Origin of the sequence: Amycolatopsis sp. Poz14, assembly GCF_006704225.1 — a bacterium.
In the GTDB taxonomy this organism is placed as follows: domain Bacteria; phylum Actinomycetota; class Actinomycetes; order Mycobacteriales; family Pseudonocardiaceae; genus Amycolatopsis; species Amycolatopsis nivea.
Genome location: NZ_JACLHD010000001.1, coordinates 5,213,614 through 5,238,527 on the forward strand (window position 1 = coordinate 5,213,614; position 24,914 = coordinate 5,238,527).

General features: G+C 70.9%; 22 protein-coding genes. 12 read left to right on the plus strand and 10 right to left on the minus strand.

Annotation, left to right across the window (positions count from 1 at the left end; all coding sequences use genetic code 11):
* Positions 1-55 precede the first annotated feature (55 nt).
* Positions 56-2,164, plus strand: a complete 2,109-nt coding sequence (locus FKO37_RS47595) for an ANTAR domain-containing protein (RefSeq protein WP_308196546.1) — start codon at positions 56-58, stop codon at positions 2,162-2,164.
* A gap of 151 nt (positions 2,165-2,315) precedes the next feature.
* Here the strand turns inward: FKO37_RS47595 and FKO37_RS24780 are convergent, their stop codons facing one another.
* The 3 genes from FKO37_RS24780 to FKO37_RS24790 form a co-directional block, all read right to left on the minus strand.
* A complete protein-coding gene (locus FKO37_RS24780) occupies positions 2,316-3,137 on the minus strand; it encodes an ANTAR domain-containing protein (RefSeq protein WP_238605916.1) in 822 nt (273 codons plus the stop codon).
* A gap of 143 nt (positions 3,138-3,280) precedes the next feature.
* Positions 3,281-3,457: a CsbD family protein gene (locus FKO37_RS24785; protein WP_067587345.1), complete on the minus strand. Its 177-nt coding sequence runs from the start codon at positions 3,455-3,457 to the stop codon at positions 3,281-3,283.
* Positions 3,458-3,531: 74 nt separating this feature from the next.
* Positions 3,532-4,023 carry a hypothetical protein gene (locus tag FKO37_RS24790; protein ID WP_238605917.1) on the minus strand — a complete coding sequence of 164 codons (492 nt, stop codon included), beginning with the start codon at positions 4,021-4,023 and terminating at the stop codon, positions 3,532-3,534.
* A 252-nt stretch (positions 4,024-4,275) separates the two neighbouring features.
* On the opposite strand from FKO37_RS24790, the gene FKO37_RS24795 reads away from it, so the two are divergent.
* Together FKO37_RS24795 and FKO37_RS24800 are read left to right on the plus strand one after the other, a co-directional pair.
* Complete coding sequence (locus FKO37_RS24795) at positions 4,276-4,710, plus strand: ATP-binding protein (RefSeq protein ID WP_238605918.1); 435 nt, start codon at positions 4,276-4,278, stop codon at positions 4,708-4,710.
* A gap of 17 nt (positions 4,711-4,727) precedes the next feature.
* Positions 4,728-5,378 (plus strand): hypothetical protein, encoded by a 651-nt coding sequence (locus FKO37_RS24800; protein WP_238605919.1) that lies wholly within the window; start codon positions 4,728-4,730, stop codon positions 5,376-5,378.
* Between the two features lie 69 nt (positions 5,379-5,447).
* Here FKO37_RS24800 and FKO37_RS24805 read toward each other — a convergent pair whose 3' ends face one another.
* From FKO37_RS24805 to FKO37_RS24820, 4 genes are read right to left on the minus strand one after another with little or no spacing between them, the layout of a single operon-like run.
* The gene (locus FKO37_RS24805; RefSeq protein WP_238605920.1) at positions 5,448-6,908 is read right to left on the minus strand and encodes a glycoside hydrolase family 3 protein; all 1,461 of its coding nucleotides are present in this window, start codon (positions 6,906-6,908) and stop codon (positions 5,448-5,450) included.
* Positions 6,905-7,735, minus strand: a complete 831-nt coding sequence (locus tag FKO37_RS24810) for a carbohydrate ABC transporter permease (RefSeq protein ID WP_043834374.1) — start codon at positions 7,733-7,735, stop codon at positions 6,905-6,907. Before FKO37_RS24810 ends, FKO37_RS24805 begins: the two co-directional genes overlap by 4 nt.
* A complete protein-coding gene (locus FKO37_RS24815; protein WP_238605921.1) occupies positions 7,732-8,718 on the minus strand; it encodes a carbohydrate ABC transporter permease in 987 nt (328 codons plus the stop codon). The genes FKO37_RS24810 and FKO37_RS24815 overlap by 4 nt, the downstream gene beginning before the upstream one ends.
* Positions 8,715-10,007, minus strand: a complete 1,293-nt coding sequence (locus tag FKO37_RS24820) for a sugar ABC transporter substrate-binding protein (protein ID WP_134727490.1) — start codon at positions 10,005-10,007, stop codon at positions 8,715-8,717. Before FKO37_RS24820 ends, FKO37_RS24815 begins: the two co-directional genes overlap by 4 nt.
* 662 nt (positions 10,008-10,669) lie before the next feature.
* On the opposite strand from FKO37_RS24820, the gene FKO37_RS47600 reads away from it, so the two are divergent.
* From FKO37_RS47600 to FKO37_RS24835, 3 genes are read left to right on the plus strand one after another with little or no spacing between them, the layout of a single operon-like run.
* Positions 10,670-11,974, plus strand: a complete 1,305-nt coding sequence (locus FKO37_RS47600; RefSeq protein WP_308196547.1) for a lysozyme — start codon at positions 10,670-10,672, stop codon at positions 11,972-11,974.
* Positions 11,975-12,033: 59 nt separating this feature from the next.
* Positions 12,034-12,399: a YrdB family protein gene (locus FKO37_RS24830; protein ID WP_238605922.1), complete on the plus strand. Its 366-nt coding sequence runs from the start codon at positions 12,034-12,036 to the stop codon at positions 12,397-12,399.
* Between the two features lie 53 nt (positions 12,400-12,452).
* Positions 12,453-12,899 (plus strand): hypothetical protein, encoded by a 447-nt coding sequence (locus FKO37_RS24835; protein WP_238605923.1) that lies wholly within the window; start codon positions 12,453-12,455, stop codon positions 12,897-12,899.
* Between the two features lie 4 nt (positions 12,900-12,903).
* Here the strand turns inward: FKO37_RS24835 and FKO37_RS24840 are convergent, their stop codons facing one another.
* Positions 12,904-15,114, minus strand: coding sequence for a serine/threonine-protein kinase (locus FKO37_RS24840; RefSeq protein WP_238605924.1), 2,211 nt, complete (start codon positions 15,112-15,114; stop codon positions 12,904-12,906).
* Between the two features lie 90 nt (positions 15,115-15,204).
* Here FKO37_RS24840 and FKO37_RS24845 point away from each other — a divergent pair, with 90 nt between their 5' ends.
* Positions 15,205-16,794, plus strand: coding sequence for an acyl-CoA synthetase (locus FKO37_RS24845; protein WP_238605925.1), 1,590 nt, complete (start codon positions 15,205-15,207; stop codon positions 16,792-16,794).
* 55 nt (positions 16,795-16,849) lie between these two features.
* Positions 16,850-17,398: a GNAT family N-acetyltransferase gene (locus FKO37_RS24850; protein WP_238605926.1), complete on the plus strand. Its 549-nt coding sequence runs from the start codon at positions 16,850-16,852 to the stop codon at positions 17,396-17,398.
* Between the two features lie 105 nt (positions 17,399-17,503).
* Here the strand turns inward: FKO37_RS24850 and FKO37_RS24855 are convergent, their stop codons facing one another.
* A complete protein-coding gene (locus FKO37_RS24855) occupies positions 17,504-17,953 on the minus strand; it encodes a MarR family winged helix-turn-helix transcriptional regulator (protein WP_238605927.1) in 450 nt (149 codons plus the stop codon).
* Positions 17,954-18,009: 56 nt separating this feature from the next.
* Between FKO37_RS24855 and FKO37_RS24860 the strand changes: the two genes are divergently transcribed.
* Entirely contained in the window at positions 18,010-20,289 is a 2,280-nt protein-coding gene (locus FKO37_RS24860) for an FUSC family protein (protein ID WP_238605928.1), read from the plus strand.
* Between the two features lie 12 nt (positions 20,290-20,301).
* Here FKO37_RS24860 and FKO37_RS24865 read toward each other — a convergent pair whose 3' ends face one another.
* Positions 20,302-20,943, minus strand: a complete 642-nt coding sequence (locus FKO37_RS24865) for a S1 family peptidase (RefSeq protein ID WP_238605929.1) — start codon at positions 20,941-20,943, stop codon at positions 20,302-20,304.
* Between the two features lie 322 nt (positions 20,944-21,265).
* Here FKO37_RS24865 and FKO37_RS24870 point away from each other — a divergent pair, with 322 nt between their 5' ends.
* From FKO37_RS24870 to FKO37_RS24880, 3 genes are read left to right on the plus strand one after another with little or no spacing between them, the layout of a single operon-like run.
* Positions 21,266-22,207, plus strand: coding sequence for an ABC transporter permease (locus tag FKO37_RS24870; RefSeq protein ID WP_037805769.1), 942 nt, complete (start codon positions 21,266-21,268; stop codon positions 22,205-22,207).
* The gene (locus FKO37_RS24875; RefSeq protein ID WP_238605930.1) at positions 22,204-23,205 is read left to right on the plus strand and encodes an ABC transporter permease; all 1,002 of its coding nucleotides are present in this window, start codon (positions 22,204-22,206) and stop codon (positions 23,203-23,205) included. Before FKO37_RS24870 ends, FKO37_RS24875 begins: the two co-directional genes overlap by 4 nt.
* Positions 23,206-23,224: 19 nt before the next feature.
* On the plus strand, positions 23,225-24,913 hold the full coding sequence (locus FKO37_RS24880) for an ABC transporter substrate-binding protein (protein WP_037805771.1): 1,689 nt from the start codon (positions 23,225-23,227) through the stop codon (positions 24,911-24,913).
* Position 24,914 lies beyond the last annotated feature (1 nt).

The window sequence follows — 24,914 nt, forward strand, 5'->3', positions numbered from 1 at the left end:
GCGCGGCCAAGCCCGATCCGGGCGATTTCGGGCGAAACGTGGTCGTGCGGCTGCCGTGACGGAGCTGAAGATCGCCCCTCGGCACCTCGGGGATGCCGTGGTGCTGACCTTGCCGGACCGGCTCGCGAAGACTCACTCGGCCGAAATCGTCGAGGCGCTGCACGCGGCGGGCCGCGCTGTCGCGCCGGGCCCGCGCCTGGTGGTGGACCTGCGCGGGATCAGGCCGCTGACCGCGCTGCTGGCCCGGGCATTGGTCTCGTTCGCCCGCGATCGCGACTGCGTGCTGGTGGCGGCACCGGATCAGGCCACGAGGCTGGACAGCGCTGATCCGGACGCGGCCGTCCGGCGGGCCGCGTCGCTGGCGGAGGCGCTGGCCGAACCCGGTGACGTCCGGCAGCCGTTCGCGGCGAGCGGCGCGGTGCGGTCGCTCGCCTTCGACAGCGACGATCTCAGCCGGACCGAAGCGTTCCTGAGCAGCGCGTACGCGCCGATGCGGATCGGCAGCGACACCGGCCACGCGCGCACGCACATCAGCAGGCACGCGGTGGACGGCCTGAGCGCCGACCGGCTCGACCTGGCTTTCGAGATGAGCTACGCCGTCGAGCCGCTGGGCACGATCTGCCTGTGCGACCTCGAATCGGGCACGATCGAGGACCACATCGTGCACGGCTGGCCGGAAGCGGAGACGTTCGGCCCTGGGGATCTGGTGTCCTTCTCGCCCCCGGACCGGCCCTACACTGGGCGGATCGCGCGCGCCAAATACAGCATCACCATGCTGGATCCGACCCTGCTGAGCCAGGCCGCGGGCGTCGACCGGCCGGTGCGGCTCCTCGACCACCGGCCGGTCGACGCCAGCGCCGCCCAGCACCTGCGGTCCACCGTCGCGCATTTGCGCGACGACGTCCTCGGCGTGCCCGGCGTCGGGGAGAATCCGCTGGCTGTGGCGACGGCGGCGCGCTACCTCGCCATAGCCGTGCTGAACGCGTTCCCCCACACGGCCTCCGCAGAGCGCACCGGGGACGGGCTCGACGCCCATTCGCAGACGCTCCGCCGCGCGATTTCCTTCATCGAAGCCAATCTCGACCGGCCGATCGACATCGCGGAGATCGCCGCGGATGCCCGGGTCTCGGCCCGCGCGGTGCAGTTGGCCTTCCGCAGACATCTCGGCACGACTCCGATGGCCTACCTGCGCCGGGCCCGTCTCGATCGCGCCCGAGCGGAACTGCGCGCCGCCGTGCCGGAGCAGGACACCGTCGCCCGGATCGCGGCCCGATGGGGCTACGCGCCCAGTGTGTTCGCCGCCCACTACCGGGCCGCGTACGGCGAGTCGCCGTCGTCGACGCTGCACCGGGACACAGCCGAGCAAGTTCGTTTCCCTGGCAGCCGGGGCTTCGTTCGGACGGCGATCGCGGTGAAAAGCGAATCCGGTGCGGCTGATCGCGCCAGGCCGGACGCCGCGGACCGGTTCGAGTCGCTGAGCAGGATGCTGTTGTCCGCGAGCTCGGTCGCGGACGTGCTGCGCCAGGTCGTGGAAGCGACCGCGGCGGCGGTCACCGGGGCGGACTGGGTCAGCGTCACGGTGCTGGGTTCCGACGGCCGCTTTTCCACCGCTGCCCGGACCGGGAAGACCGCCGCCGAGCTGGACCGGATCCAGTACCGCGACGGGGAAGGCCCCTGTGTGGAGGCGGCCCGCGCGGACGGCCCGAGCTATGTCGCGAGCGCGGACCTGGCGGCCGAGGCCCGATGGCCCCGGTTCACCGCCGCCGCGCGAGCCCTCGGCTGCCGCGCGGCGTTCTCCACCGAACTCCCGGCAGCTCCCGGCCTCGACCGGGCGGCGGGCTCGCTGACCATCTATTCGCGCCGCGCGGACAGCCTGGCCGAACCCGACCGCCGCATCGCGCTGCTGCTGGCTACGCACGCGTCGCTGGCGCTGGCGAACACGCACCTGCGGAAGACCGCCGAACTGCGCCGCGCCGAGTTCCGGCGAGCCGTCGACACGCGGGACGTCATCGGGCAGGCCAAGGGCATCCTGATGAACCGGGAGGGCCTCACCGCGGAGGAAGCGTTCGACCTGCTGCGGCGGACTTCGCAGGACCTGAACGTGAAACTCGTCGAGGTGGCGCGCACGCTGACCGGCCGCCACAGCGAACTCGGACAGGAGTGACGGTTACCGGGCGGCTCCGCCGGCCTCGGGTCTTGACCGGCGGAGCCTCGGTCCCGGTCTCCTGCGCGCCGGAGGCCGACCCTGGTCCCCGGCTACCCGTTCGCCGGGAATTCACACAAGCCGGACGGATCGGGACGGAAACCGGCGGGAGTCAGAGGTCGAGTTCCCGGTGCCGTTCGGTCACCGTGCGGGCGAGTTCGACCAGCTTGACGTTCAGGTCCTGGGACGTGCGGCGCAGGATGTCGAACGCCGCGTCGGCGGTGACCCCGCGCCGGTTCATCAGGATGCCCTTGGCCTGCCCGATGAGGTCGCGGCTGTCGACGGCGCGCTTGAGGTGGACTTCCTTGAGCGCGGCCGCGGTGTGCGCGGACGATCCGGAGAGGGCGAGCGAGGCGTGCGAAGCCAGGATGAGCGCGCTGTCGACGGCGTCGTCGTCGAACGCCCCCGGCTCGCGGCTGTAGAGGTTGATCGCGCCGGGCGGCAGGTCGGACTTGGCGTCCGGCAGCAGCGTCGTGGCCAGCAGCGAGCCGAACCCGAGCCGCCCGGCGCGCACGCCGAATTCGGGGAAGGCGTCGGACTCCGGAAGGTTGTTGGTCAGGGCGTGTCCCGGCCGTTCGTGCCGGGCGGCTTCGAGGCACGGGCCCTCGCCGGTCTGGTACTGGATCCGGTCCAGCTCCTCGGCGGCCGGGTCGGTGCAGACCGGGGTGTGGAACCCGCCGTCGGACGACCGCAGGGTGATGCTGGCCAGATCGGCTTGCGGCACGATCCGCAGCGCGGCGGACACCACGCGCTCCATCGCCTCGTGCAGGGAGTCCGCGTCGAGCAGGAGAAGCGCGAGCGTGCCGAATTGCCGGGAGAGCGGGCCGTCGAGGGCCACGCCGCTGCGGGCCCAGCCGTCGACGGCCGGTTCCGCGCAGAACGCGACCCGGTCGGCTTCCCAGCCCTGATCGGTCTGCGTGTCGGCGTCCGTCACCCCGGCCTCCTTTGCCGCTGCCCGCCACCGGGCCGCACCGCCGGACTTTACCGGGCCGCTAAACCGGACCGGCGGACTGGAGGACGGGCGGACGCGAAGCGGCGGCCGGAACCGCAGTCCCGGCCGCCGCTCGGCGCCGCAGGTCAGTCTTTCACGCCTTTGACGGCGTCCTTGACCTTTTCTCCCGCTTGCTTGAGCGCGCCCTTCGCTTGTTCGGCCTTCCCCTCGGCCTGCCACTGTTCGTTCCCGGTGGCGTTGCCGAGCGCTTCCTTGGCCTTGCCCTTGAGCTCCTCGGCCTTGTGTCCGGCGGTGTCGCTCATCGTCGATGCCCTCTTTTCGTGTCCGGGGAATCGCGGATTACCCGCTGAAGGCAGTGCGCAAACCGGCCGCGCGGTCAGCGGGGCGCCTTCGCGGCGGCGACGTACTGATTGGCTTCCGGCAGAAAGGAAAGGACCACGCCGAGCACGGCCAGGGCGGTGCTGACGTAGCCGATGACCGTGCTCTGCCCGGCCAGCAGGGAAATCACCTGGAGCGCGGTGAGCACGGTGAGCACGATCCTCGCCCAGTTGCGGCCCGCGCGGAGTTTGAACGCGAACAGCAGGCGCAGCAACGCGATCACGACCGCGATCACCACCCCGACGACGATCCCGATCGTGACCGCCTGGTCGATCTGGGCGTCGGTGAGACGTGCGGCGTTCTGCCCGTTCGCTCTTCGCATCGCGTCGGCCAGCGCGTCATGCGCGAAAAACAGGAACACGGCTCCGGCCAAGCCGACGAGCGTCGCGGCGACGAACGCCCAGAAAGCGACCGTGATCACCGCGGGGCGCGGCGGGGCTTCGGCGGGAGTTCCGGCGGAAGGGGACGGGTAAGCAGGCATGTCAGTCATGAAAAAACGGTGGCACAGCACACGAAACCCCGCACGGCAAGCGCGAAACCGGGCCGGGAAAACTGCGCGGCGGGCGACTTCGCGCGCCATTCCCGGGATTCCGGTTTGCCGCCTCCGCTCCGCGGGTATCCAGTTCCGGAGAACTGCCGGGAAATCGCCGCGGAATTCGCGGGCAGCGCCGAAAGATTGGCAAGACGTCGCGCGGGTACCTGTCCCCGGACAGGCGCAGTACGGCCGAGAGGAGGTCAAGCGATGAGTGTGGACGAGTTCCAGCCCAGCCGCTTGCCCGCGCGCGCCGCGTCGCCGGAGGGCGCGATCCCGCGACTGGACCTGATGCTGACGCAGGATTCCACGACGTTGCGCGGGATCCGGGACCAGGCAGCGGCGTTCGTGCGCGGCCGCCGCCCGCACACTGACGCGGACGCGGTGGCGGACGTGCGCCTCGTGCTCGACGAGATGGCCTGCAACGCGATGCGGCACGCCCGTCCGCCGTGCACTGTGGCCCTGTCCTTGCCGGGAGACCGGCTCCTGATCGAGGTGTCCGATTCGCTTCCGGTCCTCGCCCGCTACCGGGAGGGGTACGAGGGCGGCGGACGCGGATTGGCCTTGATCAACGCGATCGCCGTGCGCTGGGGCCAGACGCCCCGGGAAGGCGGGAAGACCGTCTGGGCCGAACTGGCCCTCTGATCCGCTATGTTGCGGCAGTGGACATCCAAGTGGTGGAGGGGGCGCTGCTCGAGGCGCCGACCCGCGCGGTCACGGGAATGGACCGGCGGGCGTTCGGGGAGTTCGTGGGACCGCGGGGGGAATTGGCTTCGTACGCGCTCGGTTGGACGACCGGCGCGGACCCGCACGTCGCGCGCTTGTCGGTCGGGATCGGCGCGGGCAACCCCGGCGGCGGGACCTTTCACGCGGTCATCTTCGACAACGAAGAGGGGCACGCCTTCTCTTTGACCGACGACCCGTTCGAACGCGTTCCGGAAGGCGGTCCGGACCTGACGGCGGACCAGGCGCGCGCTCACCCGGACCTGCCGTTCGTCTGGGCGGTCGCCGATCTGGTCGTGGAGCGCGACCGGCGGGCGTGGTGGCTGCTGCACTGGCTGCTCGGAACGCCGTGCGTCCAGACCGCCGAGGTTTTCGAGCGCCAGGAGCCGATTCTGCACGTCCGGCACGACGCTGCCGACGGCGTCTGGCTTCTCTCCGGCGCATCCGAGCCCGACCGCGGCACGGCGAAGGTCGGCCATCTGCATCACGCCATCGACGAAGACCAAAGCCTGCTCGACGTCCTCGACCTGGAACCCGGAGGCAGCGCGTTCCGCGCGGACTCCGGATCCCCCTGGAGCGGCAGGGGTTAACCGCACGAAAGTTCGTGAGGGGAACCCTCAGGGACGGTGATTCCCTGAGGGTTCCCCTCACGTACCGCGTCAGGCGCGGGCGAGATACTCCGCCGCTGCCCGCAGGCTCACGTAGGAGCCGCTGAACGTGTCGATCCGCGGCGCGGCACCGGCTTCCGGCCCCGGCACCCCGGTCTCGACCCGAATGTAGTCCACAGTGGACAGACCGGCCAGGAACTCGCGCACCGCCGGGTGCCGGTGCGCTTCCCGGGTCACCACCACGATGCTGTCCACCGACGAGGCTTCGGCCACCACCGTCGCGACGTCGTCCGGGGACACCGAAAGCGTCCGGGTGCCCGGAACCAGTTCCGCCAGATGCGCGCCCAGCCCCCACGGCATCGGCCCGGCGGCGATGCCCGGTTCGGTCTGCACGTCCACCACGAGCGACCGGCCGGCCAACCGCGGCGTGCCGGTGATCCGCAAGGCGGCCCGGGCGGCGGACAGGCCGAGCGAGTAGTCCACCGGCTGCACCGCGGCGGGAGCGGGGGAGGAGCCCAGCGAAGCGGTCCGGGCCGCGGCGTCGGCCAGGCGCGCCAAGGAAAGCCGCCCCTCGGTCACCGCCGCGACGATCGCTTCCGCGGTCCGGTCCAGCGTCTCCGCGTCGAACGCGGCCCCGCCGAGGCACAGCGCGTCCGCGCCGCCCAGGAGGGCCCGGACCGAAGCCTCGCCGATCCCGTCGTGCCTCCCGTACGCCCCGGAGATGGCACCCATCTCCAACGCGTCGGTGATGACCGCACCGGTGAACCCCAGTTCGCCGCGCAGCACGTCGACGAGCGCGGTCCGGTTGAACGTCGCCGGTTCCTCGCCCCATTCCCGCACGACGAGGTGCCCGGACATGACCGTCCGGACGCCCGCCTCGATCGCCGCGGCGAACGGAACCAGTTCCACCTCCCGGAGCTCGGCGGCGGTCCGCGGCAGCACCGGCAGCGAGAGGTGCGAATCCTCGGTCGCCGCACCGTGTCCGGGGAAGTGCTTCGCGCACGCGGCGACCCCGTACTTCTGCATGCCGGTCACGAACGCCGCGACGTGCGGAGAGGCGGCCGCCGGGTCCGAGCCGAACGCCCGCACGCCGATGACCGGATCCTCCGCTGCGAGCGTGAGATCCGCGCACGGCGCGAGGTTGACCGTGACCCCGCACGCGGCGAGCCGCTCGCCGAGAGCGGCCGCGACGGACGCGGTCAGCTCCGGATCCCCGGCCGCGCCGAGTGCGAGCGGGCCGGGCACGAACGAGCCCTTGCCGACGTCGAGGCGGGTGACGTCGCCGCCCTCTTCGTCGATCCCGACGACCACGCCGTCCCGCTCGGACCGCAGCGCCGAGGTGAGCGCGGCGACCTGTTCGTCGTCGACCACGTTGCGGCCGAACAGGATCACGCCGCCGAGCCCCTCGGCGAGCCGGCGACGCACCCAGTCCGGCGCCGTGGTCCCGGCGAATCCGGGCAGCAGAACGGCTTCGGCCAGCCGGCGGGTTTCGGACAGGTCAGCCACCGTCATCCCTTCACCGCGCCGGCGGTCATGCCGGACACGAGTTTCCGTTGCACGATCAGGAAGAAGATCACCGCGGGGATCGCGTAGATCACCGAGGCCGCCATGACGCCGCCCCAGTCGATCGAGAACGCCGTCTTGAACGACGACAGCCACACCGGCAGCGTCTGCTTCGACTGGTCGCGCATGAACACCAGGGCGAACAGGAATTCGTTCCACGCGGTGATGAAGCTGAACACCGACGTGGTGACCAGTCCCGGCCCGAGCAGCGGCAGCGTGACCCGGCGGAACGCGCCGACCCGGCTGCAGCCGTCGATCATCGCGGCCTCTTCGAGGTCGTACGGGATGCCGTTGACGAACCCGTAGAGCATCCACACGGTGAACGGCAGCGACGTCGCGAAGTACACCAGCAGCAGCGACGGCAGCGTGTTCAGCAGCCCGATGTCGCGCATCAGCAGGTACATCGGGATGAACAGCGCCGAGAGCGGGGCCAGCTGCGCCACCAGGATCAGCAGCAGGAACCCCTTGCGGCCGCGGAAGCGGAAGCGCGCCAGCGGGATCGCCGCGAGCACGCCCACCACCAGCGCGGCCAGCACCGCGCCGAGCGTCACGATCAGGCTGTTGGTCAGGTACGTGACGAACCCGGGCTTGGTCAGCGCCGAAGCGAAGTTCGACAGTGTCGCCGAGGTCGGGATCAGGTCGTACTTCGGCGACAGCACGTCGCCCGGCGTCTTGAGCGACGTCGTGAACATCCAGTACGTCGGGAAGAGGAACAGCAGCGCCACGAGGATGCCGGCGGCCGACACCAGCACCCGGGCGGGCAGGGACTTCCTCATGCGATCTCCCCGTCCTTGGTCCGGACCAGCAGCTGCACGTACCGGCCGGTGACCAGCAGGAGCAGCACCAGCATGATGGTGGCGATGGCCGCGGCGGAGCCGAAGTGGCTGCCCGCGATGCCCTTGAGGTACTGCAGGATCGCCAGCGTCGTGCTCGCGCCGTCCGGGCCGCCCTGGCGGATGGCCCACACCTGGGCGAACATGTTGAAGTCCCACAGCATCGACAGGAACGTGACCATCGTCAGGATCGGCCGGATCGCGGGCCAGCTGACCGCGCGGAACGTCTGCCACGGCCCGGCCCCGTCGATGCCCGCCGCCTCGTACTGCTCGCGCGGCACGCCGATGAGGCCCGCGTAGAGCGTGAACGCGACGAACGGCACGGCCTGCCACAGCACCAGCAGCCCGATCACCACGAGCGTGCTCGTGCCGGTGGAGAACCACGAGTACCCGATGAACGAATGGAAGCCCAGCCGGTCCAGCGTCTTGTTGAGGATGCCGTACTGCTGGTCGAAGATCCACTGGAACACCGTGGTGGTGGCGATGACCGGCACCGCCCACGCGAGCACCAGCGAAACCTGCACGAAGATCCGCAGCACCGGGTTGAGGTGCCGCATCAGCACCGCGATCAGCAGCGCCACGAGCAGGGTCCCGGCGACGAGCGCGCCGGTGAAGAGGATCGTGCGGAGCGCGACTGCCCAGAACTCGGGGTCGGACAGCACGTCGGTGTAGTTCTTGAAGCCGATCCACACCATCTTGCCGGTCACCAGCTCGCGCAGGTCGAGCTGGCGCAGGCTGATGCCGAGCATCTGGACGGTGGGCCAGCCGAGCAGCACCAGCACGGCCGCGAGCGCGGGAAAGATCAGCAGGTACGGCATGAGCCGTTCGCTGAACCAGCCGCTTCCCCGCTTCCGCGCCGCCCCGACGTGCGCCGATGCCGGCGGGGTCGCCCCCGCCGGCATCGGCTTGTCCTTCGTCGCGGTCATCCGCCGATGATCTTGTCGAGGGCCGTGTTCGCGTCGGCCGCCGCCTGGTCGAGAGTCTTCTTCCCGGTCAGGTACGCGGTCAGCATGTCCTTCAGCGGGTTCTGGCCGGATTCGACCTCGCCCCACTTCGGGCTGGCCGGCATCGCGCGGCCGTTCTTCGACGCCTTCGCCATCACCGCGCCCAGCGGGTCCTTGTCCAGGGCGCTGACGTCGGTGGAGGTGCCCGGCACGTAGCCGCCGGCGGCGAGCTGCGTCATGTACTTGGTGCTGGTCAGCAGCTTCAGGTAGTCCTTGGCGAGGTCCTGGTGCTTGCTGTTGAGCGGGACGACCAGGTTCGAGCCGCCGAGGAACACCGGGGCGGTCTGGCCCGCGGTCTTCGACGGGATCGGGAACGCGCCGGTCTTGGCGGTGATGCCCGGGTCGGTCTTGGCGGCAGTCGCCACCTCGTTCGGGGTGCCGATGAACATGGCGACCTTGCCCGCGCCGTAGATGCCCGCCTGCTGCGGCGTGGCCTCGTCGTTGTCCTTGGGCGCGGTGGTGCCCGAGGAATCCACGAGCTTCTTGTAGAACTCGAGGCCCGCCTTGGCTTCCGGCGTGTTGAGCGACGACTTGAACGACTTGCCCTCGGCCTTGGCGATGTCGCCGCCGTTGTCCCAGATGAACGACGACAGCGCGTACCAGTTCTGGCCCGGCATGTAGAGCGGCTGGAACTGCGGGTCGCTGCCGAACTTCGTCTTCAGCTTCGCGATGTCCGCGAGCCATTCGTCGTTGGAAGCGGGCGGCTGGGTGATGCCGGCCTGCTCGAACATGTCCTTGCGGTACATGACGACGCGGTTGGCGGCGTAGAACGGCACGCCGACGGTTTTGCCGTCGTACTGGCCGGACGCCTTGAGCCCGGCGAGCCACTGCCCGCCGTTGAGGTTGTTGACGTCGCCGGAGAGGTCGGCCAGCACGCCCTGCGCGGCGAACGCGGGCGTCTGGGTGTTGCCGACCTCGATGACGTCCGGCGGGGTGTCGCTCGCCAGCGCGGTGGTCAGCTTCTGCTGGATGCCGTTCCACTGCTGGATCTGGTAGTCGACCTTGACGCCGGGGTGGGCGGCTTCGAATTCCTTGTTCAGGGCGGCGGTCAGGCTGTCCGGCGCGGAGCCGGTCATGAGCCAGACCGTCAGCTTGCCGTCCTGCGCGCCCCCAGCGCTCGAGGCGTTCTCACTCCCGCCCGAACCGGCACAGCCGGCCGTGGCGAGCGTGATGGCGGCGGCTCCCGCCGCCAGCATGAGCCAGCGCTTCACGTGTCTCGTCCTTTCGGTGCCCGGTCGTCGGCGACCGGGGCTGAATGACAAATGGTGTAGACCAATGTCCAGCAGAGTGGTCCGGACCACAGCCGGTGTCAAGCCGGTTGCCAAGATGTTGCGAAGACGTCCGCCTGGTTGACGCTGTGTGTCCGGGCGATTACCGGCGCTGGCGCGAAAACCGCTGGTAAAGGGCGATTTCCACAGTGCGGGCAAGGGTTTCCGGCGCGGGGGAGTTGTTCGTGAACGGCTCGCCGGGCCGGGCGTGTCGCGCGCCGCGGGCGGGTCTCGAACAGTTCCGGACGAACGACCTTCGGCCCTTGCGCGACGGCAAGACTTCGGATCCGGGACGACCGCTGTCCGGTCTGGGCGGTCCAGCCGCTCCGGCGCGGCCGAGCGTGATCACCCGCTGCTACGAGTGCCGGAATCGCCGCCGACAGTGACCCGGGGTGGGTGAGTTTCATTCCGGCGCGGACCGGGCGCACCCCCGGTGACCTCGGAAAACCTCTTGTGTACCACGCGTCACATCACTCCCAGTGGTTTACAGGCGTCCCGCGTGTCACACACACTGGGGCTCGCCCAGGTGATCCGGTGCCGCTCTTGGGGAAGAGAGGCGGACGGCCGGAGCGCTCCCAGGGCGGGAAAAGAAGAGGGAGTAGAGGATGACGGGCTCCGGGCGGATAGCGGCTCGGGCGGGTGCGGTCGTCGCGGCGGCAGCGGTGGCTGCCGTCGGTGCGCTGGGGCTGCTGCACGCGCCCCAGGCGGTGGCAGCGCCTGCCGAGGTGCCGGGCATGGACGTGTCCGGGCACCAGGGCAATGTGGACTGGAAAGCGGCCTGGAACGCGGGCGCGCGTTTCGCGTACGTCAAGGCGACCGAGGGCACCGGGTATCGCAACCCGTACTTCGCGCAGCAGTACAACGGTTCTTACGACGTCGGGATGATCCGCGGCGCGTACCACTTCGCGCGTCCGGACGTGTCCGACGGCGCGACCCAGGCGGACTATTTCGTCGCGCACGGCGGCGGCTGGTCCGCGGACGGCCGCACCATGCCGCCGATGCTGGACATCGAATACAACCCCTACGGCTCGACCTGCTTCGGCCTGTCCAAGCCGGCGATGGTTTCGTGGGTGAAGTCGTTCTCCGAGCGGCTGCACGCGAAAACGTCGCGCTGGCCGATGCTCTACACCACGACCGACTGGTGGAAGACCTGCACCGGGAACTCGGCGGCGTTCGGCGACACGCATCCGCTGTTCATCGCCCGGTACGCGCAAAGCGCGGGCCCGCTGCCCTCGGGCTGGCGCTACTACACGATCTGGCAGTACTCCGACTCCGGCAACAAGCCCGGCGACCAGGACTCGTTCAACGGCTCGATGGAGCAGCTGATCAAGCTCGCCGGCGGCGAAGCCCCGAAGAGCGAGGCCCCGGTGCCGCCGAAGCCGAGCACCTCGACGAAGCCGCCGACGTCGGCCAAGCCGACGACGAGCGCGCCGCCGACGTCCTCGGCGACCAAGACTCCGACGAAGACGCCGACCAGTTCGGCCACCGCGTCGCCTTCGCCGAGCACCACGACGAAGCCGAGCCCGACGACGTCCAGCAGTCCGACGTCCTCGGCGACGAAGCCGCCCGCGTCCACCTCGTCGACCGCGGCGAAGAAGGACATCAGCGGTCTCGTCTGGGCGGGCGGAAAGCAGGCGAACCCGCCGGGGTCGCTGTCGGACGCCAAGCACGCCGACTCGCTCACCGCCCGCGTCCACGAGGTCGCCAAGGTGACGCCGAAGGCTTCGGCTCCGCAGAAGGTCACGACGAGCCAGCCGACGCAGACCTCCGCGCCGGAAGCCAGCCAGCCGAAGCAGCAGGCGCTCGCGAAGACCGGGGTGAGCACGCCGCGGCTCGCGGTGTTCGGGGCGGCGTTGCTGGTGTTCGGGGCGATCCTGATGACGTTGTCCCGGATGGTGGCGCGACGCTGATTCCGGCCGGGTCCGCACTCCGCGCACGGAGCGCGGGCCCGGCCGTTAGGCTTCGCGGCGTGACCACCACTCGACCCGCATCGCGCGGTTTCCCCGGCGCGGTGCTCGCCATCCGCTTCCTGACCGAACTGGCGCTGCTGGCCGGTCTCGCGGTCGCCGGCGCGCGGCTGGGCGGGAACGTGTTCCTGAACATCTTGTCCGCGGTGCTGTGGCCCGCGCTGGCGGCGGCGATCTGGGGGCTCGTGATCGCGCCGAAGGCGAAGCGGCGCAGTCCGGAGCCGACCCGGTTCTTCCTGGAGGTCGCGCTGTTCGCGGCCGCGGCGCTCGGGCTGATCGCGTCCGGGCTGCTGGTCGCGGGGATCGTGCTCGGCGTCGCCGGGATCGCGGTCGCGGTGGCCGTGCGGGTGTGGGCGAAAGACGGCTGAGCGGATTTCCCGAGCGGGGACCGGTCCCGGCCGCGGATCAGTACGGTGCGCGCATGGAACTTCGCACTGCTGCCCGGACGGTGTTCGCGCCGGTCGCGCTCCTCGCCGCACTGACCGCGTGTTCGGGCAGCCCCGCCCCGGCCCCCGCGCCCGCGCCGTCGTCTTCTTCCGCCGCGCCGGTCAAGGAACAGGTGCCGGATCGCCAGCCGCACACGCTCGTGCTGAACGCGACCGGTTCCGGTTCCCTGAAACAGATCACCTACACCTTGGACGGCGTCACCAAGGAAACCGGGCAGGTGAAGATGCCGTGGCGGCAGTCGCTCACCGTGCCCGCCGACGGGAAACCGCACCAGTGGACGCTGGAGATCACCTATTCCGGCGCGAGCGGCCAGGTGGACATGTACTCCGTCGTGGACGGCAAGGAATCCGTGCACACCGCGAGCGGCGGGCACGGGAACGTCACCGGGTCGGCCTCGATCGGCGGCTCCGTGGAGGGCTGAGCGCTCAGGACGGGCCGGAGTCGTGGTTCCACCAGTCGATCATCGCGAACGGCTCGGTGCCGCGGTGCGCGACCGCGAGGATCCCCGACTGGTCGTCCGTCCACTTGAGATAGCGCTCGCCGCTGGGCCGGAGGGTCGCGCAGGCGAGGCGTCCGGTGCGGCCGCCGCGCGCGTACGGGCGGTCGGCGGCGAAATCGGGCGGCTGGTCGGTGCACGCCTTCTCGGTGGTCTGGGTGCTGTTGAAGACCTGGTTCATCGTGGCGGCGTCGGGCAGTTGGTAGTAGACGACCAGTCCGGCGCCGCTGGTCTGTCCACACGCGACAGCGGCGTCGGCCTGCACCGCGCCGAGGTCTTGCCAGCGCTGGTCCGCGGACGGGCGCACGCAGTTGATCCGCGAGGCGGGCGGGATCCGTTGCAGCAGCGCGTTTTCCGCCGGCGTCGGGAACGCGGGCGAGGACTCGCGGTTGACCTGCGCGACGATCCGGCTCAGCGGCGCGAGATGCCATTGCGTCCACCAGCCGCCGGTGCCTTCCGGGCTCGGGCCGGCGACGTGGCCGAGGACGTGGAAGGAGTCGAGGCTCCAGTCGATCGCGACGGTGCCTTCCCGGCCGGGACGGCAGAGCACCTGGCCGAGGTCGACGCTCAGCCAGTCGAAACGGGTGGTGCTCGGCGACGCGCCCGGACAGGGTTTCCCGCTCGGCGCCTTCGCGGCGGTGACGAGACCGTCGAAGCTGGCGCGCAGCGTCCGGGTGTCGGGGAAACGGTAGTAGGACACGTCGCGGGCGCCGGTCCCGCGTGGTGTGCAGGTGATTCCGGCGATGGCTCCGGGGTAGTTGCCGAGATCCGCTGGTGCCGCGCGGTGGCATTTGTTCCCGGCGGCGATCTCGGCGAGGGCGGTTTCGTCCGGGGTCGGGAATGCCGGTGCCCCGGTCCAGCCGACCCAGGCGGCGCGCAGGGCGGCGTCGTCGTTCGCCGAAGCCGTGGCAGTGGTGACTGCGCGGGCGGCGTCGTCCTTCCAGACCACCATGGACTGTCCGCCTCCGGCATGGCAGAACACGCGGCCGAGGGCGGGGCCGGTTGCCGGGTAACGATGTTCGGCCCCCGAAGCGACGGCGCAGTCTCCTTGCCCGGCCGTCTCGCCGACGCGGGACAGCAAGGCGGAGTAGGCGTCGGCGGCTTGTTTCTGGTCGGCGTACAGCGCGGTCGTCGCGGCGCGGCCGGACGGGTCGTGACAGGTGATCGTCGCGGTCGCGCCGGAGACGGGTGTGTCCGCGGTCGCGCAGTCGGTCCGCAAAGCGGCGGGCATCCGGGCGAGCGTGGTGTCGTCCACCCCGGACAGGGCACCGGTGGTCAGCGAGGCGACGAGCAGCCCGGCCGCGGCGACCGCCGGGACTCCCGCGCGCAGCAGCCACCGGCGCCGCCGGTCCCAGCGTTCAGCGGCGACCAGATCGTCGACCAGCGCGGTGCAGGTCGGATGCCGGGCGGCCGGATCGGTGCTGAGCGACCGGCGAAGCGCGCGCACGCCGGGGTGGCCGAGTTCGGCGTGGTGGCCCGGGGGAGCGCCGGCCAGGCATTCGCAGAGCACGCAGGCGAGCGAGTACACGTCCGCCGCCGGTCCGGCCGGTTTGCCCTGGCGTTGTTCGGGCGCGGCGTAGCCGACGGTGCCGAGGAACGCGCCGGTCGCGGTGAGCTGCGTGAGGTCTAGCTGGCGGGCGATGCCGAAGTCGCACAGGTACGCGCGGCCGTCGGCGTCGAGCAGGATGTTGCCGGGTTTGACGTCCCGGTGCACGAGCCGCCGGTCGTGCGCCGCGTCGAGGGCGGCGGCGATCTCGCGGCCGATGCCGAGAGTCTCCTTGAACGACAGCGGACCCCGGTCGGCGAGCGTCCGCGCGAGGTTCGTGCCCCGCACGTACTCCATCGCGAGGTAGCCGAGGTAGCCGTCTTCGGTGAACCCGGCGTCCAGCACCGGGACGATGTTCGGGTGCTCGAGCTCGCGCGCGATCCGGGTTTCGCGCTCGAACCGGGTGCGGAATCCGGGCACCGCCATGAACTCCGGGCCGACCACCTTGAGCGCCACCGCGCGCCCGTCCGTCGTGTCGGCCGCCTCGAAGACCTCGCTCATCCGGGTGCGCGCTAGCTGGCGGACGAGCCGGTACCGGGGCAGCCGGCCGGTGATGTCCGGCCGGTCGAGCGTCGGTGCTTCGGTCTCGTCCACGCGCCCCTCCCCGGGTGGTGCCGGAGAGCCTACCGAGGGCCGCCGCCGGTCCTGCTTGCGCGCGCCGCGCCGGTGGATGAGACTCCCGCTATGCCGAGCCCGTTCAGCGCCGAAACGGCGGAAGCGATCCAGCACGCCCGCCAGCATTCCGTCGGGGATCTCCTGCGGCGCACCGCGTTGCGCCTGCCGGACAAGCTCGCGATCGTCTCCGGCGAGCGCCGCGCGACCTACCGCGAGTTCGACGCGGCGGTCAACCGCTGCGCGCACCGGCTCGCCGAGCGCGGCCTCGCGAAGGGCGACCGGCTCGCGCTGCTCAGCCGCAACTGCTGGGAGTACGCGGTGCTCGTGTTCGCCACGGCCAAACTGGGCGTGGTGCTGGTGCCGGTGAACTTCATGCTCGGCGCGGAGGAGGTCGCGTTCATCCTCGGCCACGCCGGAGTGTCCGGGCTGATCGCCGAGGACGCCTTGCTCGACACCGCCGCGGAGGCGTTGAAGCGCTCCGGCCGCACCGACGCGCTGCGGGCCCGGATCGGCGGCAGCGGCGGCGAATGGGAGAGCATCGCGGACTGGATCGACGAGCCCGGCGACGAAACCGCGCCCGCGGTGCTGGTGGCGGACGACGACCCGCTGCGGCTGATGTACACCTCAGGCACCGAATCGCGGCCGAAGGGCGTGCTGCTGTCGAGCCGTTCGCTGATCGCCCAATACGTCTCGTGCGCGATCGACGGCAGCATGACCGGCGACGACATCGAGGTGCATTCGCTGCCGCTCTACCACTGTGCGCAGCTGGACTGTTTCCTGTCGGTCGACGTCTACCTGGGCGCGACGAGCGTGATCCTGCCCGGCCCGGACCCGGCGGCGCTGCTGGCCGCGGTGGAACGGGAACGCGCGACGAAGCTGTTCGCGCCGCCGACGGTGTGGATCTCGCTGCTGCGCCACCCGGCGTTCGACACGACCGACCTGTCGAGCCTGCGGAAGGGCTACTACGGCGCGTCGCCGATGCCCGCCGAGGTGCTGCGCGAACTCGCGCGCCGCCTGCCGGACGTGCAGCTGTGGAACTTCTACGGCCAGACCGAGATGGCCCCGCTCGCCACGATCCTGCGCCCGCACGAACAACTCGCGAAAGCGGGTTCGGCGGGCCGGGCGTCCATCAACGTCGAAACCCGGATCGTCGGCGAGGACGGCCGCGAACTGCCGCCCGGCGAGGTCGGCGAGATCGTGCACCGCAGCCCGCACGCGACGCTCGGCTACTACGAGGACGAGGAGAAAACCGCGGCGGCCTTCGAGGGCGGCTGGTTCCACTCGGGCGACCTCGGCGTGCTGGACGAAGAGGGCTATCTCTCGGTGGTGGACCGGAAGAAGGACATGATCAAGACCGGCGGCGAGAACGTCGCGAGCCGCGAGGTCGAGGAAGCGCTGTACCTGCTCGACGGGATCGCCGAGGTCGCGGTGTTCGGCGTCGCGCACCCGCACTGGATCGAAGCGGTCACCGCGGCGATTGTGCCGCGCGAGGGCGTCACGCTCACCGAGGACGAGGTGCTCGCGCACGCCCGGCAGCACCTGGCCGGGTACAAGTGCCCGAAGTACGTGGTGTTCGTGGACGCGCTGCCGAAGAACCCGAGCGGGAAGATCGTGAAGCGCGCGCTGCGGGAAGGGCACGCGGACCTCGCAAAGGCGTGACGCCCGGACGCGAAAATGAGCTGTGCGGCGGGCTTCCGGCAGGAAGACTGGCCCGATGATCCGTCTCGTCGAACCGCCCCGTCTCGTCTTGCCCACGACTGCGGTGCGGACGTCGTACCTCGTCGGAGAGCAGGCTGACTGCTTGCTCGAAGGCCGTCCGACCGAATGGCTGGACGAGGCGAGCGACGACTTCGCCGGGTTCGTCGCCGCCCGGCGCGGAGTGCGGCAGCGGTGGGGAGTGCCGTCCACGATCTTCTGGTACGTCTCCGGCGAGTACTACCTGGGCACCCTGGTGGTCCGGCACGAACTCACCGCCGAACTCGCCGAAGCGGGCGGGCACATCGGGTATCACGTGGTGCCCCCGTGGCGGCGGCAGGGCCATGCCACGCGGATGCTGGCCGCCGGGCTCGCGGAATGCCGCGGCCTCGGTCTGGACCGCGTCCTGCTGACCTGCGCCGAGGACAACGAACCCTCGCGCCGGGTGATCCTCTCGAACGGCGGCGTGCCAGATGGTCGGAAGCGGGGCGAGGACCGGTTCTGGATCGACCTCGAGGGTGCCGCGCAGCTGACCGGCGAGGTCAGTCGGCGAGGTAGCGGCGGGTGACGGCGTTGTTGTAGCGGGTCAGCAGCCCGGCGAAGGCGTCGAGTTCGCCGGGTGTCCGGTCGCTCGGCGGTTGCGCGATTGCGTTGGGCCGGTCGTCCGGCGAGGTCAGTCGCTGAGGTAGCGGCGGGTGACGGCGTTGTTGTAGCGGGTCAGCAGTTCGGCGAAGGTGTCGAGTTCGCCAGGCGTCCAGTCGCCCAGCAGTTCCCCGACGGTGGATCGCCGCCGGGCCCGGGTGCGGTGCATGAGGTCGCGGCCGTGGTCGGTCGGGGTGATGACGCAGCGTCTGCGGTCGTCGCTGACGGGGTTGCGTTCGGCCAGTTCCTTGCGGAGCAGGGCCGAGACCTGCCGTCCGGCGGTGGACGGGTCGAGGCCCAGCGCGCCGGCCAGGGTGCCGATGTCGGCGGGGCCCAGGTCGTCGAGCGTGCGCAGGATCAGGTACTCGGCCTGGTCCAGTTCGGCGTAGACGTCGGTGCGGCGGCGCAGCATCTCGAAGTTGCGCACCAGCACCGCGGTGGCGCGTTCCAGCACGTCGAGCGGTTCGGGGGGCTGGTCCATGGCCCGGGTCCTCCGATGAGCCGAAGAGGCGTCGCGGAAATATCGGTATCATACCGGTGATCGCGCACGAGGACGGGAAGGCGGGGTGGATGCTGCCCAGGGCAACGGAGATCCGGGACCGGGTGGCCGCCTCGGACCCGGGGCTGAGCCGGTTGCGCTCGGCGCTCGCGGCGACCGTGTCGATGGGCACCGCGTTGGGGGTGGAGTACCTGCTGGCGCATCTCACCGGCGCGGATCCGAAGGGCGCGCTGGTCGGGATGCTGCTCGGCGCGGTGGTCGCGATGATGGGGTCGATGGCCCTCGGCGACTCGCCCGCCTGGACCAAGGTGAAGACCGCGGTGTTCTTCCCGGTCGCGTTCGGGGCCGGGATGGCGCCGGGAGCCGCGGTCGGCGCGCATCCGGACCTGATGCTCGTCGTCTTCGTCGTGGTGATGTTCCTGGCGGTGTTCGTCCGCCGGTTCGGGCCGGTTTTCTTCTTTTACGGCTTCATGGCCTGGATGGGCTATTTCTTCGCGTCGTTCCTGCACGCCAGCGTCGCGACGCTGCCTTCGCTGCTGCTCGCCGTGGTGGTGGCGTCGGCGTGGGTGCTGCTGTTGTCGCTGACGGTGCTGCGCACCAGCCCGAAACGCACGCTCGGCCAGGTGGTGCGCGCGTTCGACGCACGGGGCCGGGCGCTCGCCCGGTCCTGCGCGGATCTGCTGAGCAGCCCGGACCCGCATCAGGACGCGCGGCTCCGACGGCGAGTGCAGCGGCGGCAGGCGCGGATCGCCGAAGCGGCACTGATGATCGAGGCGTGGTCGGCACAACCCGGTGCGGTGCCGGAAGGTTTCTCGGCGGCCGCGCTCCGGCGCGCGATGGTCGACGCGCACCATCTGCTCGACCAGCTGGCGACCTCCGCGTGCGCGCTCGTCGACAGCGGTTCCGGACTGACCGTGCTGGCGGCGGAGGTGTCCGACCGGCTGGCCCGGCACGACGACCGGGGTGCGGCGCAGGTCGCGTACCGGCTGGCCGCGCTGGCGGAGCGGACGGGCGGCACGGCGGGCGGGTGGTGGCCCGCCCGGCACTTCGCGGCGGCCGCGCTCGAACTTGCCTCAGTGCTCGAACGGGCGCGGCGGCCCGGTGCGACCGGGGCCGAACCCGTCGACGATTTCCAGCCGGCGGTGGGCCTGGTCTTCGGCGCGCTGCCGGGTTCGGCGGCGGCCGCGGGCGAGGTCCCAGCCCGGCACGCCGGGTGGAACCCGTTGTCCCGCCTCGATTTCGTGAGCAGGCAGGCGGTGCAGGGCGCGATCGCCGGCGCGCTGGCGATCCTGGCGGGCAAGCAGTTGTCCGACGCCCGCTACTACTGGGCGGTGCTGGCCGCGTTCGTCATGTTCACCGGCACCGCCACCCGCACCGAAACCTTCCTCAAGGGCTTCAACCGGGTGCTCGGCACGTTCGTGGGACTCGCCGCGTCGATCGGCCTGGCCGCGCTGACCGCGGGCAACGCCGCGGCGGTGCTGGCGACCATCTGCGCGAGCATGTTCTTCGGCTTCTACCTGATCCGCCTGTCGTACGCGTACATGATCTTCTTCGTGACCATCATGGTCGGCCAGCTCTACAGCGTGCTGCACGAGTTCTCGCCCGGCCTGCTCCTGCTGCGGCTGGAGGAAACCGCGATCGGCGCGGCGGTCGGCCTGCTGGTCGCGCTGCTCGTGACCCCATTGTCCACTCGGGACACCGTGCGCACGGTGCGGAACAACCTCCTCGGCGCGCTGCACGAGGTGCTGACCGCCGCCGCGGCGCGGCTCGAGCGGAAACCCGGCGCAGAGGCGGACTTCGACGCCCTCGCCCGCGATCTCGACCACCGGCTGTACCAGCTCGCACTGGTCGCGCGCCCGCTGACCCGCCCGGTGCTCGGCGGCACGACCTCGCCCCGGTTGCGGCACCGGTTGTCGCTCTACGCCGCGCTGACCACGCACGGCAGGGCGCTCGCGGTCGCGATGCGGTCGCCCGGTTCGTGCACTCGGCATCCCGAAGGCCCGGTGGCGGCGTGCACCGCGCTCGCCGAGGCGGTCGAGGAATTGACCGCGGCTCCGCCGGGAACGGGTCGACCGGCCGCGGAGGGCCCGCTGGCGCGCGCCGACGTGGCCCTGTTCGCGTATACCCCGGCTGCCGCCGGAGAGCGGGCGAAAGACCCGGCTTTGCGCGCGCTGAGCCACCTTTACCACGTCTTGTGCGATCTGGCCGCGACCGGATCCGCCAGCCCTCGGAGGCTGTCGGCGCTGCCCGCGCCGACGGTCCCGCGGCTGTACCGGCAGGTCCGCGCGGGGATCCCAGGGGAGGCTCCGAGCGCGTGACGCACAGCGCGCTCAGGCGAGCGTTGCTCCGTAGGCGGCGAGCACAGGAGGCAACGGCTGGAAGAAGCTGACCTGGTTGTTCCCGCCGGACAGCACCCCGTACCCGACCCCGGCGTGGAACAACGGGCCGCCGCTGTCGCCGGCCCCGACCGGGATGTCCGTGGCGATCGTCCCGACGACCTGCTTGCCGTCGCCGAAGTTCACGGTCTGGTTGAGGCCCAGGACCTTTCCGCACGTCTTCTTCGTGGTCATGCCGCTCTTGCACACCAGTTGCCCCACCTGCGGGGTGCCTGCGCGCAGGATCCGCTGGGTGCTGCCGTTGTACAGATCGACCTGGCTGTGCCCGGAACCGGAGCGGTCCTCGACGCGGCCGTAGTCGGTCACCGGGAAGTGGCTGTCCACATTGCGCCCGATGTCTTTCCAGTCGAGCCCGTGCTCGGTGCAGTGCCCCGCGGTGAGGAGGTAACGGACGTCCTTGACCAGGATCGCGAACCCGGCCGAGCAGTAGTAGGGCTCGCGCCCAGGGCCCGGCGAGACGGTGTACATCGCGTCGCCGCCGTTCACTGCCGCACCGGCCGCCGAGGCGGGCGGGCTGACCAGCAAGACGGCCGCGAAAACGAGCACTCCGGCCAGCTTGCGCGAGCAGCGAGACATCGGCGGGTCCTTCCGTCCACAGGAGACTGGCTACGTGCGCCCAGTCCAGTGCCGGGCGGGCGGCGGCACAAACGGAGTCAGCCGACCGTCCCGAGACTGCGTCCGAACGGGTGACAACAAGGCTGGCCGGACAGGTGTCCGCACGGCACACTGGCCCGGGCCGCGCGACCGCCGGTGACCTGCGCGAACACCACGTATTCCCGGGGGAGGTGCGATCTTGCCGGCGTCTCACGATCCGGGAAGGGCACCGCCGTCGTGGTGAATTTCCTTCGGGTTCTTTACTGTCACGTCGTCAAGTAACGCTGATCTGCATAGGGAACCGTTGTCCGACATCCTGTCGCCGGGCGGCGCCGGGGTCCCGGCGGCCGCTCCGGCCTCCCGGAACCTGTGGCGCGCGTTGCGGCACGACCGCTGGGCGCAAGCCAGCGCGGTCGTCATCGTGCTGGTGATCGTCACCGCTCTCGCGGCTCCTCTGCTCGCCCTGATCGAGGGCCAGGATCCGTACACGTACCACACCGACCTGCTCAATCCGGCCGACGGCACCGGCGCGGGATTCCTCGGCGGCATCAGCGGCAGCCACTGGTTCGGCGTCGAACCGCTGACCGGACGGGACCTCTTCGCGGTCGTCGCGTACGGCGCGCGCACGTCGTTCCTGATCGGGCTCGCCGCGACCGCGGTGTCGATGCTGCTGGGCGTGCTGCTCGGGGCGAGCGCCGGGTACCTCGGCGGCTGGTGGGACACCGCGGTGAGCCGGGTGACCGACGTGCTGCTCGGGTTCCCGCAGCTGATCTTCATGATCGCGCTCGGCGCGGTCGCCCCGCAGTCGATCCCGCGGCCGCTGCTGCTGATCGCGGTGATCGGGCTGTTCGGCTGGCCGCGGGTGGCCCGGGTGGTCCGCGCGCAGACGCTGAGCCTGCGCAACCGCGACTTCGTCAAGGCGGCCCGGGCGCTCGGCGCGGGCGGCGTGCACGTCTTCCGCCGCGAACTGCTGCCGAACCTGTGGGCGCCGATCATCGTGCTGGCGACGGTGAGCATCCCGGCCAACATCGGGCTGGAAGCCGCGCTGTCGTTCCTCGGCGTCGGCATCCCGCCGCCCACGCCGAGCTGGGGCCGTTCCATCAGCGACGCGATCAACTGGGTGCAGACCGATCCGATGTTCCTCATTTTCCCCGGCGCCGCGCTGTTCGTCGCGACGCTCGCGTTCAACATGCTCGGCGACGGGCTGCGCGACGCCCTCGACCCGAAGACGGCGGTGCGCCGGTGAACCGCACCCTGCGTTTCGTGGGCATCCGCCTGCTGGGCATGCTCGGCGTGCTGCTCGTGGTCAGCTTCGGCACCTTCGCGGTGTTCTACCTGCTGCCCACCGACCCGGCGTACATGTCCTGCGGCAAGCCGTGCACGCCGGAGAACCTGGCGCTGGCGCGGGAGTTCATGGGCTTCGACAAGCCGTGGATCCAGCAGTACTTCGACTTCCTCGGCGGCATCTTCACCGGCCGCACCTTCGGCGCCGGCGTGACGGCGATCGTCTGCTCCGCGCCCTGCTTCGGCTATTCGTTCCAGCAGAGCGAACCGGTGCTGACGCTGATCGGCGACCGGCTGCCGATCACCGTCTCGCTGGCCATCGGCGCGTCGGTGATCTGGCTGATCGCCGGGGTCGCGACCGGGGTGTTCTCCGCGCTGCGGCGCGGGAAGTTCGCCGACCGGGCCGCGATGACGGTGACGCTCGCCGGGGTGTCCGCGCCCGCGTACCTGGTGGGGCTGCTGGGAATCCTGCTGTTCGGCTTCACGCTCGACGTGGTGCCGGTGAGCGGCTACGTGACGTTCGCGCAAAGCCCGGTCGACTGGGCGTGGCACCTCGTGCTGCCGTGGCTGGTGCTGGCGTTCATCAACGCCGCGGTGTACGCCCGGCTCTCGCGCGGGCAGATGCTCGAAATCATGGGCGAGGACTTCATCCGCACCGCGCGGGCGGTCGGCCTGCCGGAGCGGACGGTCGTCGGGAAATACGCGCTGCGCAACGTGTTGCTGCCGGTGGTGACGGTGTTCGCGGTCGACCTCGGCGCGCTGCTCGGCGGCGCGGTGATCACCGAGCGGGTGTTCGCGCTGCCCGGGCTCGGCGGGCTGCTCGTCGACGCCGTGCACCAGGTGGACCTGCCGGTGCTGATGGGCGTCAGCCTGTTCGCCGCCTTCTTCGTCGTCCTCGCGAACTTCGCGGTGGACGTGCTCTACGGGGTCCTCGACCCCCGCGCTCGGCTCGGTTCGTGAGAAAGGGAACGGAAAAACCATGGATCGCAGGGACTTCCTGAAGGCGCTCGGCATCACCGCCACGGTCACCGGGGCAGGGGCGTTCCTCGCCGCGTGCAACGCGAACGAGCAGTCCGGCGGCGGGGGAGCGGTCGCGGTTTCGTCCGGCGGCACGCTGTACATCCTCAGCGACACCACCTCGCAGCACCTCGACCCGGCGAAGAGCCAGAACCTGGCGATCACCACGATCAGCCTGGTCCACCGCAGGCTCACCGCGTGGAAGACCGCCGGGGACGGCCCGGCGACCGTGGTCCCGGACCTCGCCACCGACACCGGCCGGGCGAGCGCGGACGGCAAGACCTGGACCTACACGCTCAAGGACGGCCTGAAGATGGCCGACGGCACGCCGATCACCAGCGCCGAGATCAAGTACGGCATCGAGCGGTCGTTCGACTCGGCGTTCTCCGGCGGACTGGGCTACCACAAGAACCTGCTCGCCGGCGGCCCCGGCTACAAGGGCCCGTTCAAGGGCGGCGAACTGGCGTCGATCGAGACGCCGGACCCGAAGACGATCGTGTTCCGCCTGGCCCGCCCGTACGGCGACTGGCCGTGGATCGCGAGCATGCCCGCGTTCGCGCCGGTGCCGAAGGGCAAGGGCACCGACGCGACCTACGACACGAAGCCGGTCGCGTCCGGCCCGTACCAGGTCGAGACGTACCAGAAGGGCGTGCAGGTCAAGTTCGTCCGGAACCCGAACTGGGACGCCAAGACCGACCTCGCGCGCACCGGCCTGCCGGACTCGGTGGTGATCCAGATGGGCCAGGACACCGGCGTCGTCGCGAAGCGGCTGCTGGCCAGCCAGGGCAACGACGCGTTCGCGTTCGGCTCGTCGTTCGTGAACCCGGCGCAGCTGGCGCAGATCCGCACGAACCCGGCGGCGAAGAACCAGCTCGTCACGTCGAAGTCGGGCGCGCTGGCCTATCTCGCGCTGAACACCAAGCGCGGCCCGCTGGCGAATCCCAAGGTGCGCCAGGCGTTCCAGTACGCCGTGGACAAGACCGCCTACCAGGTCGCCGCCGCGGGCAGCGCGGACCTGGCCGGTCCGATCGCGACGACGCTGATCACCGAGGGCATCGCCGGGCGCGAGGTGTACGACCTCTACCCGGCCCCGCCGAACGGTGACGTGGCGAAGGCGAAGCAGCTGCTCGCCGAAGCGGGTTTCCCGAACGGCATCGACAACCTGGACTTCCCGGTGTCGACGGCCAACAACGAGGCGGACAAGGCGCAGGCGATCCAGGCCGCGCTGCAACGGGCGGGCATCCGCGCGAAGCTGCGCCCGCTCGACGACGAGGCGTGGACCACGCTGGTCACCGGCAACGACGGCAACTACGACCTGACGCTGGGTTCGTGGCAGCCGGACTTCCCGAGCGCCAACGCGAACATCGAGCCGCTGTTCGGCACGTCGGAGATCGGCAACGGCGGGTACAACGAGTCGCGCTATTCGGTGCCCGAGGTGGACGCGCTGATCACGCAGGCACAGGGCACGGTCGACCCGGCCGCGGCCGGGAAGCTGTGGGCGAAGGCCGACAAGCGGATCATGCAGGACTCGCCGGTGGTCCCGCTGATCTACACGCGCAACTCGTTCCTGCACGGCGCGAAGGTCGGCAATTTCGCGATCGGCGCGTTCCCCGCGTACCCGAACTACCTCCAGATGGGCCTGGCGAAGTAAT

Coding starts and splice junctions, on each gene's coding strand:
- FKO37_RS24785 (WP_067587345.1), bottom strand. CDS start 3,457: ATGAGCGACACCGCCGGACACAAGGCCGAGGAGCTCAAGGGCAAGGCC.
- FKO37_RS24790 (WP_238605917.1), bottom strand. CDS start 4,023: ATGACTGACATGCCTGCTTACCCGTCCCCTTCCGCCGGAACTCCCGCC.
- FKO37_RS24795 (WP_238605918.1), top strand. CDS start 4,276: ATGAGTGTGGACGAGTTCCAGCCCAGCCGCTTGCCCGCGCGCGCCGCG.
- FKO37_RS24805 (WP_238605920.1), bottom strand. CDS start 6,908: ATGACGGTGGCTGACCTGTCCGAAACCCGCCGGCTGGCCGAAGCCGTT.
- FKO37_RS24810 (WP_043834374.1), bottom strand. CDS start 7,735: ATGAGGAAGTCCCTGCCCGCCCGGGTGCTGGTGTCGGCCGCCGGCATC.
- FKO37_RS24815 (WP_238605921.1), bottom strand. CDS start 8,718: ATGACCGCGACGAAGGACAAGCCGATGCCGGCGGGGGCGACCCCGCCG.
- FKO37_RS47600 (WP_308196547.1), top strand. CDS start 10,670: ATGACGGGCTCCGGGCGGATAGCGGCTCGGGCGGGTGCGGTCGTCGCG.
- FKO37_RS24835 (WP_238605923.1), top strand. CDS start 12,453: ATGGAACTTCGCACTGCTGCCCGGACGGTGTTCGCGCCGGTCGCGCTC.
- FKO37_RS24845 (WP_238605925.1), top strand. CDS start 15,205: ATGCCGAGCCCGTTCAGCGCCGAAACGGCGGAAGCGATCCAGCACGCC.
- FKO37_RS24850 (WP_238605926.1), top strand. CDS start 16,850: ATGATCCGTCTCGTCGAACCGCCCCGTCTCGTCTTGCCCACGACTGCG.
- FKO37_RS24855 (WP_238605927.1), bottom strand. CDS start 17,953: ATGGACCAGCCCCCCGAACCGCTCGACGTGCTGGAACGCGCCACCGCG.
- FKO37_RS24865 (WP_238605929.1), bottom strand. CDS start 20,943: ATGTCTCGCTGCTCGCGCAAGCTGGCCGGAGTGCTCGTTTTCGCGGCC.
- FKO37_RS24880 (WP_037805771.1), top strand. CDS start 23,225: ATGGATCGCAGGGACTTCCTGAAGGCGCTCGGCATCACCGCCACGGTC.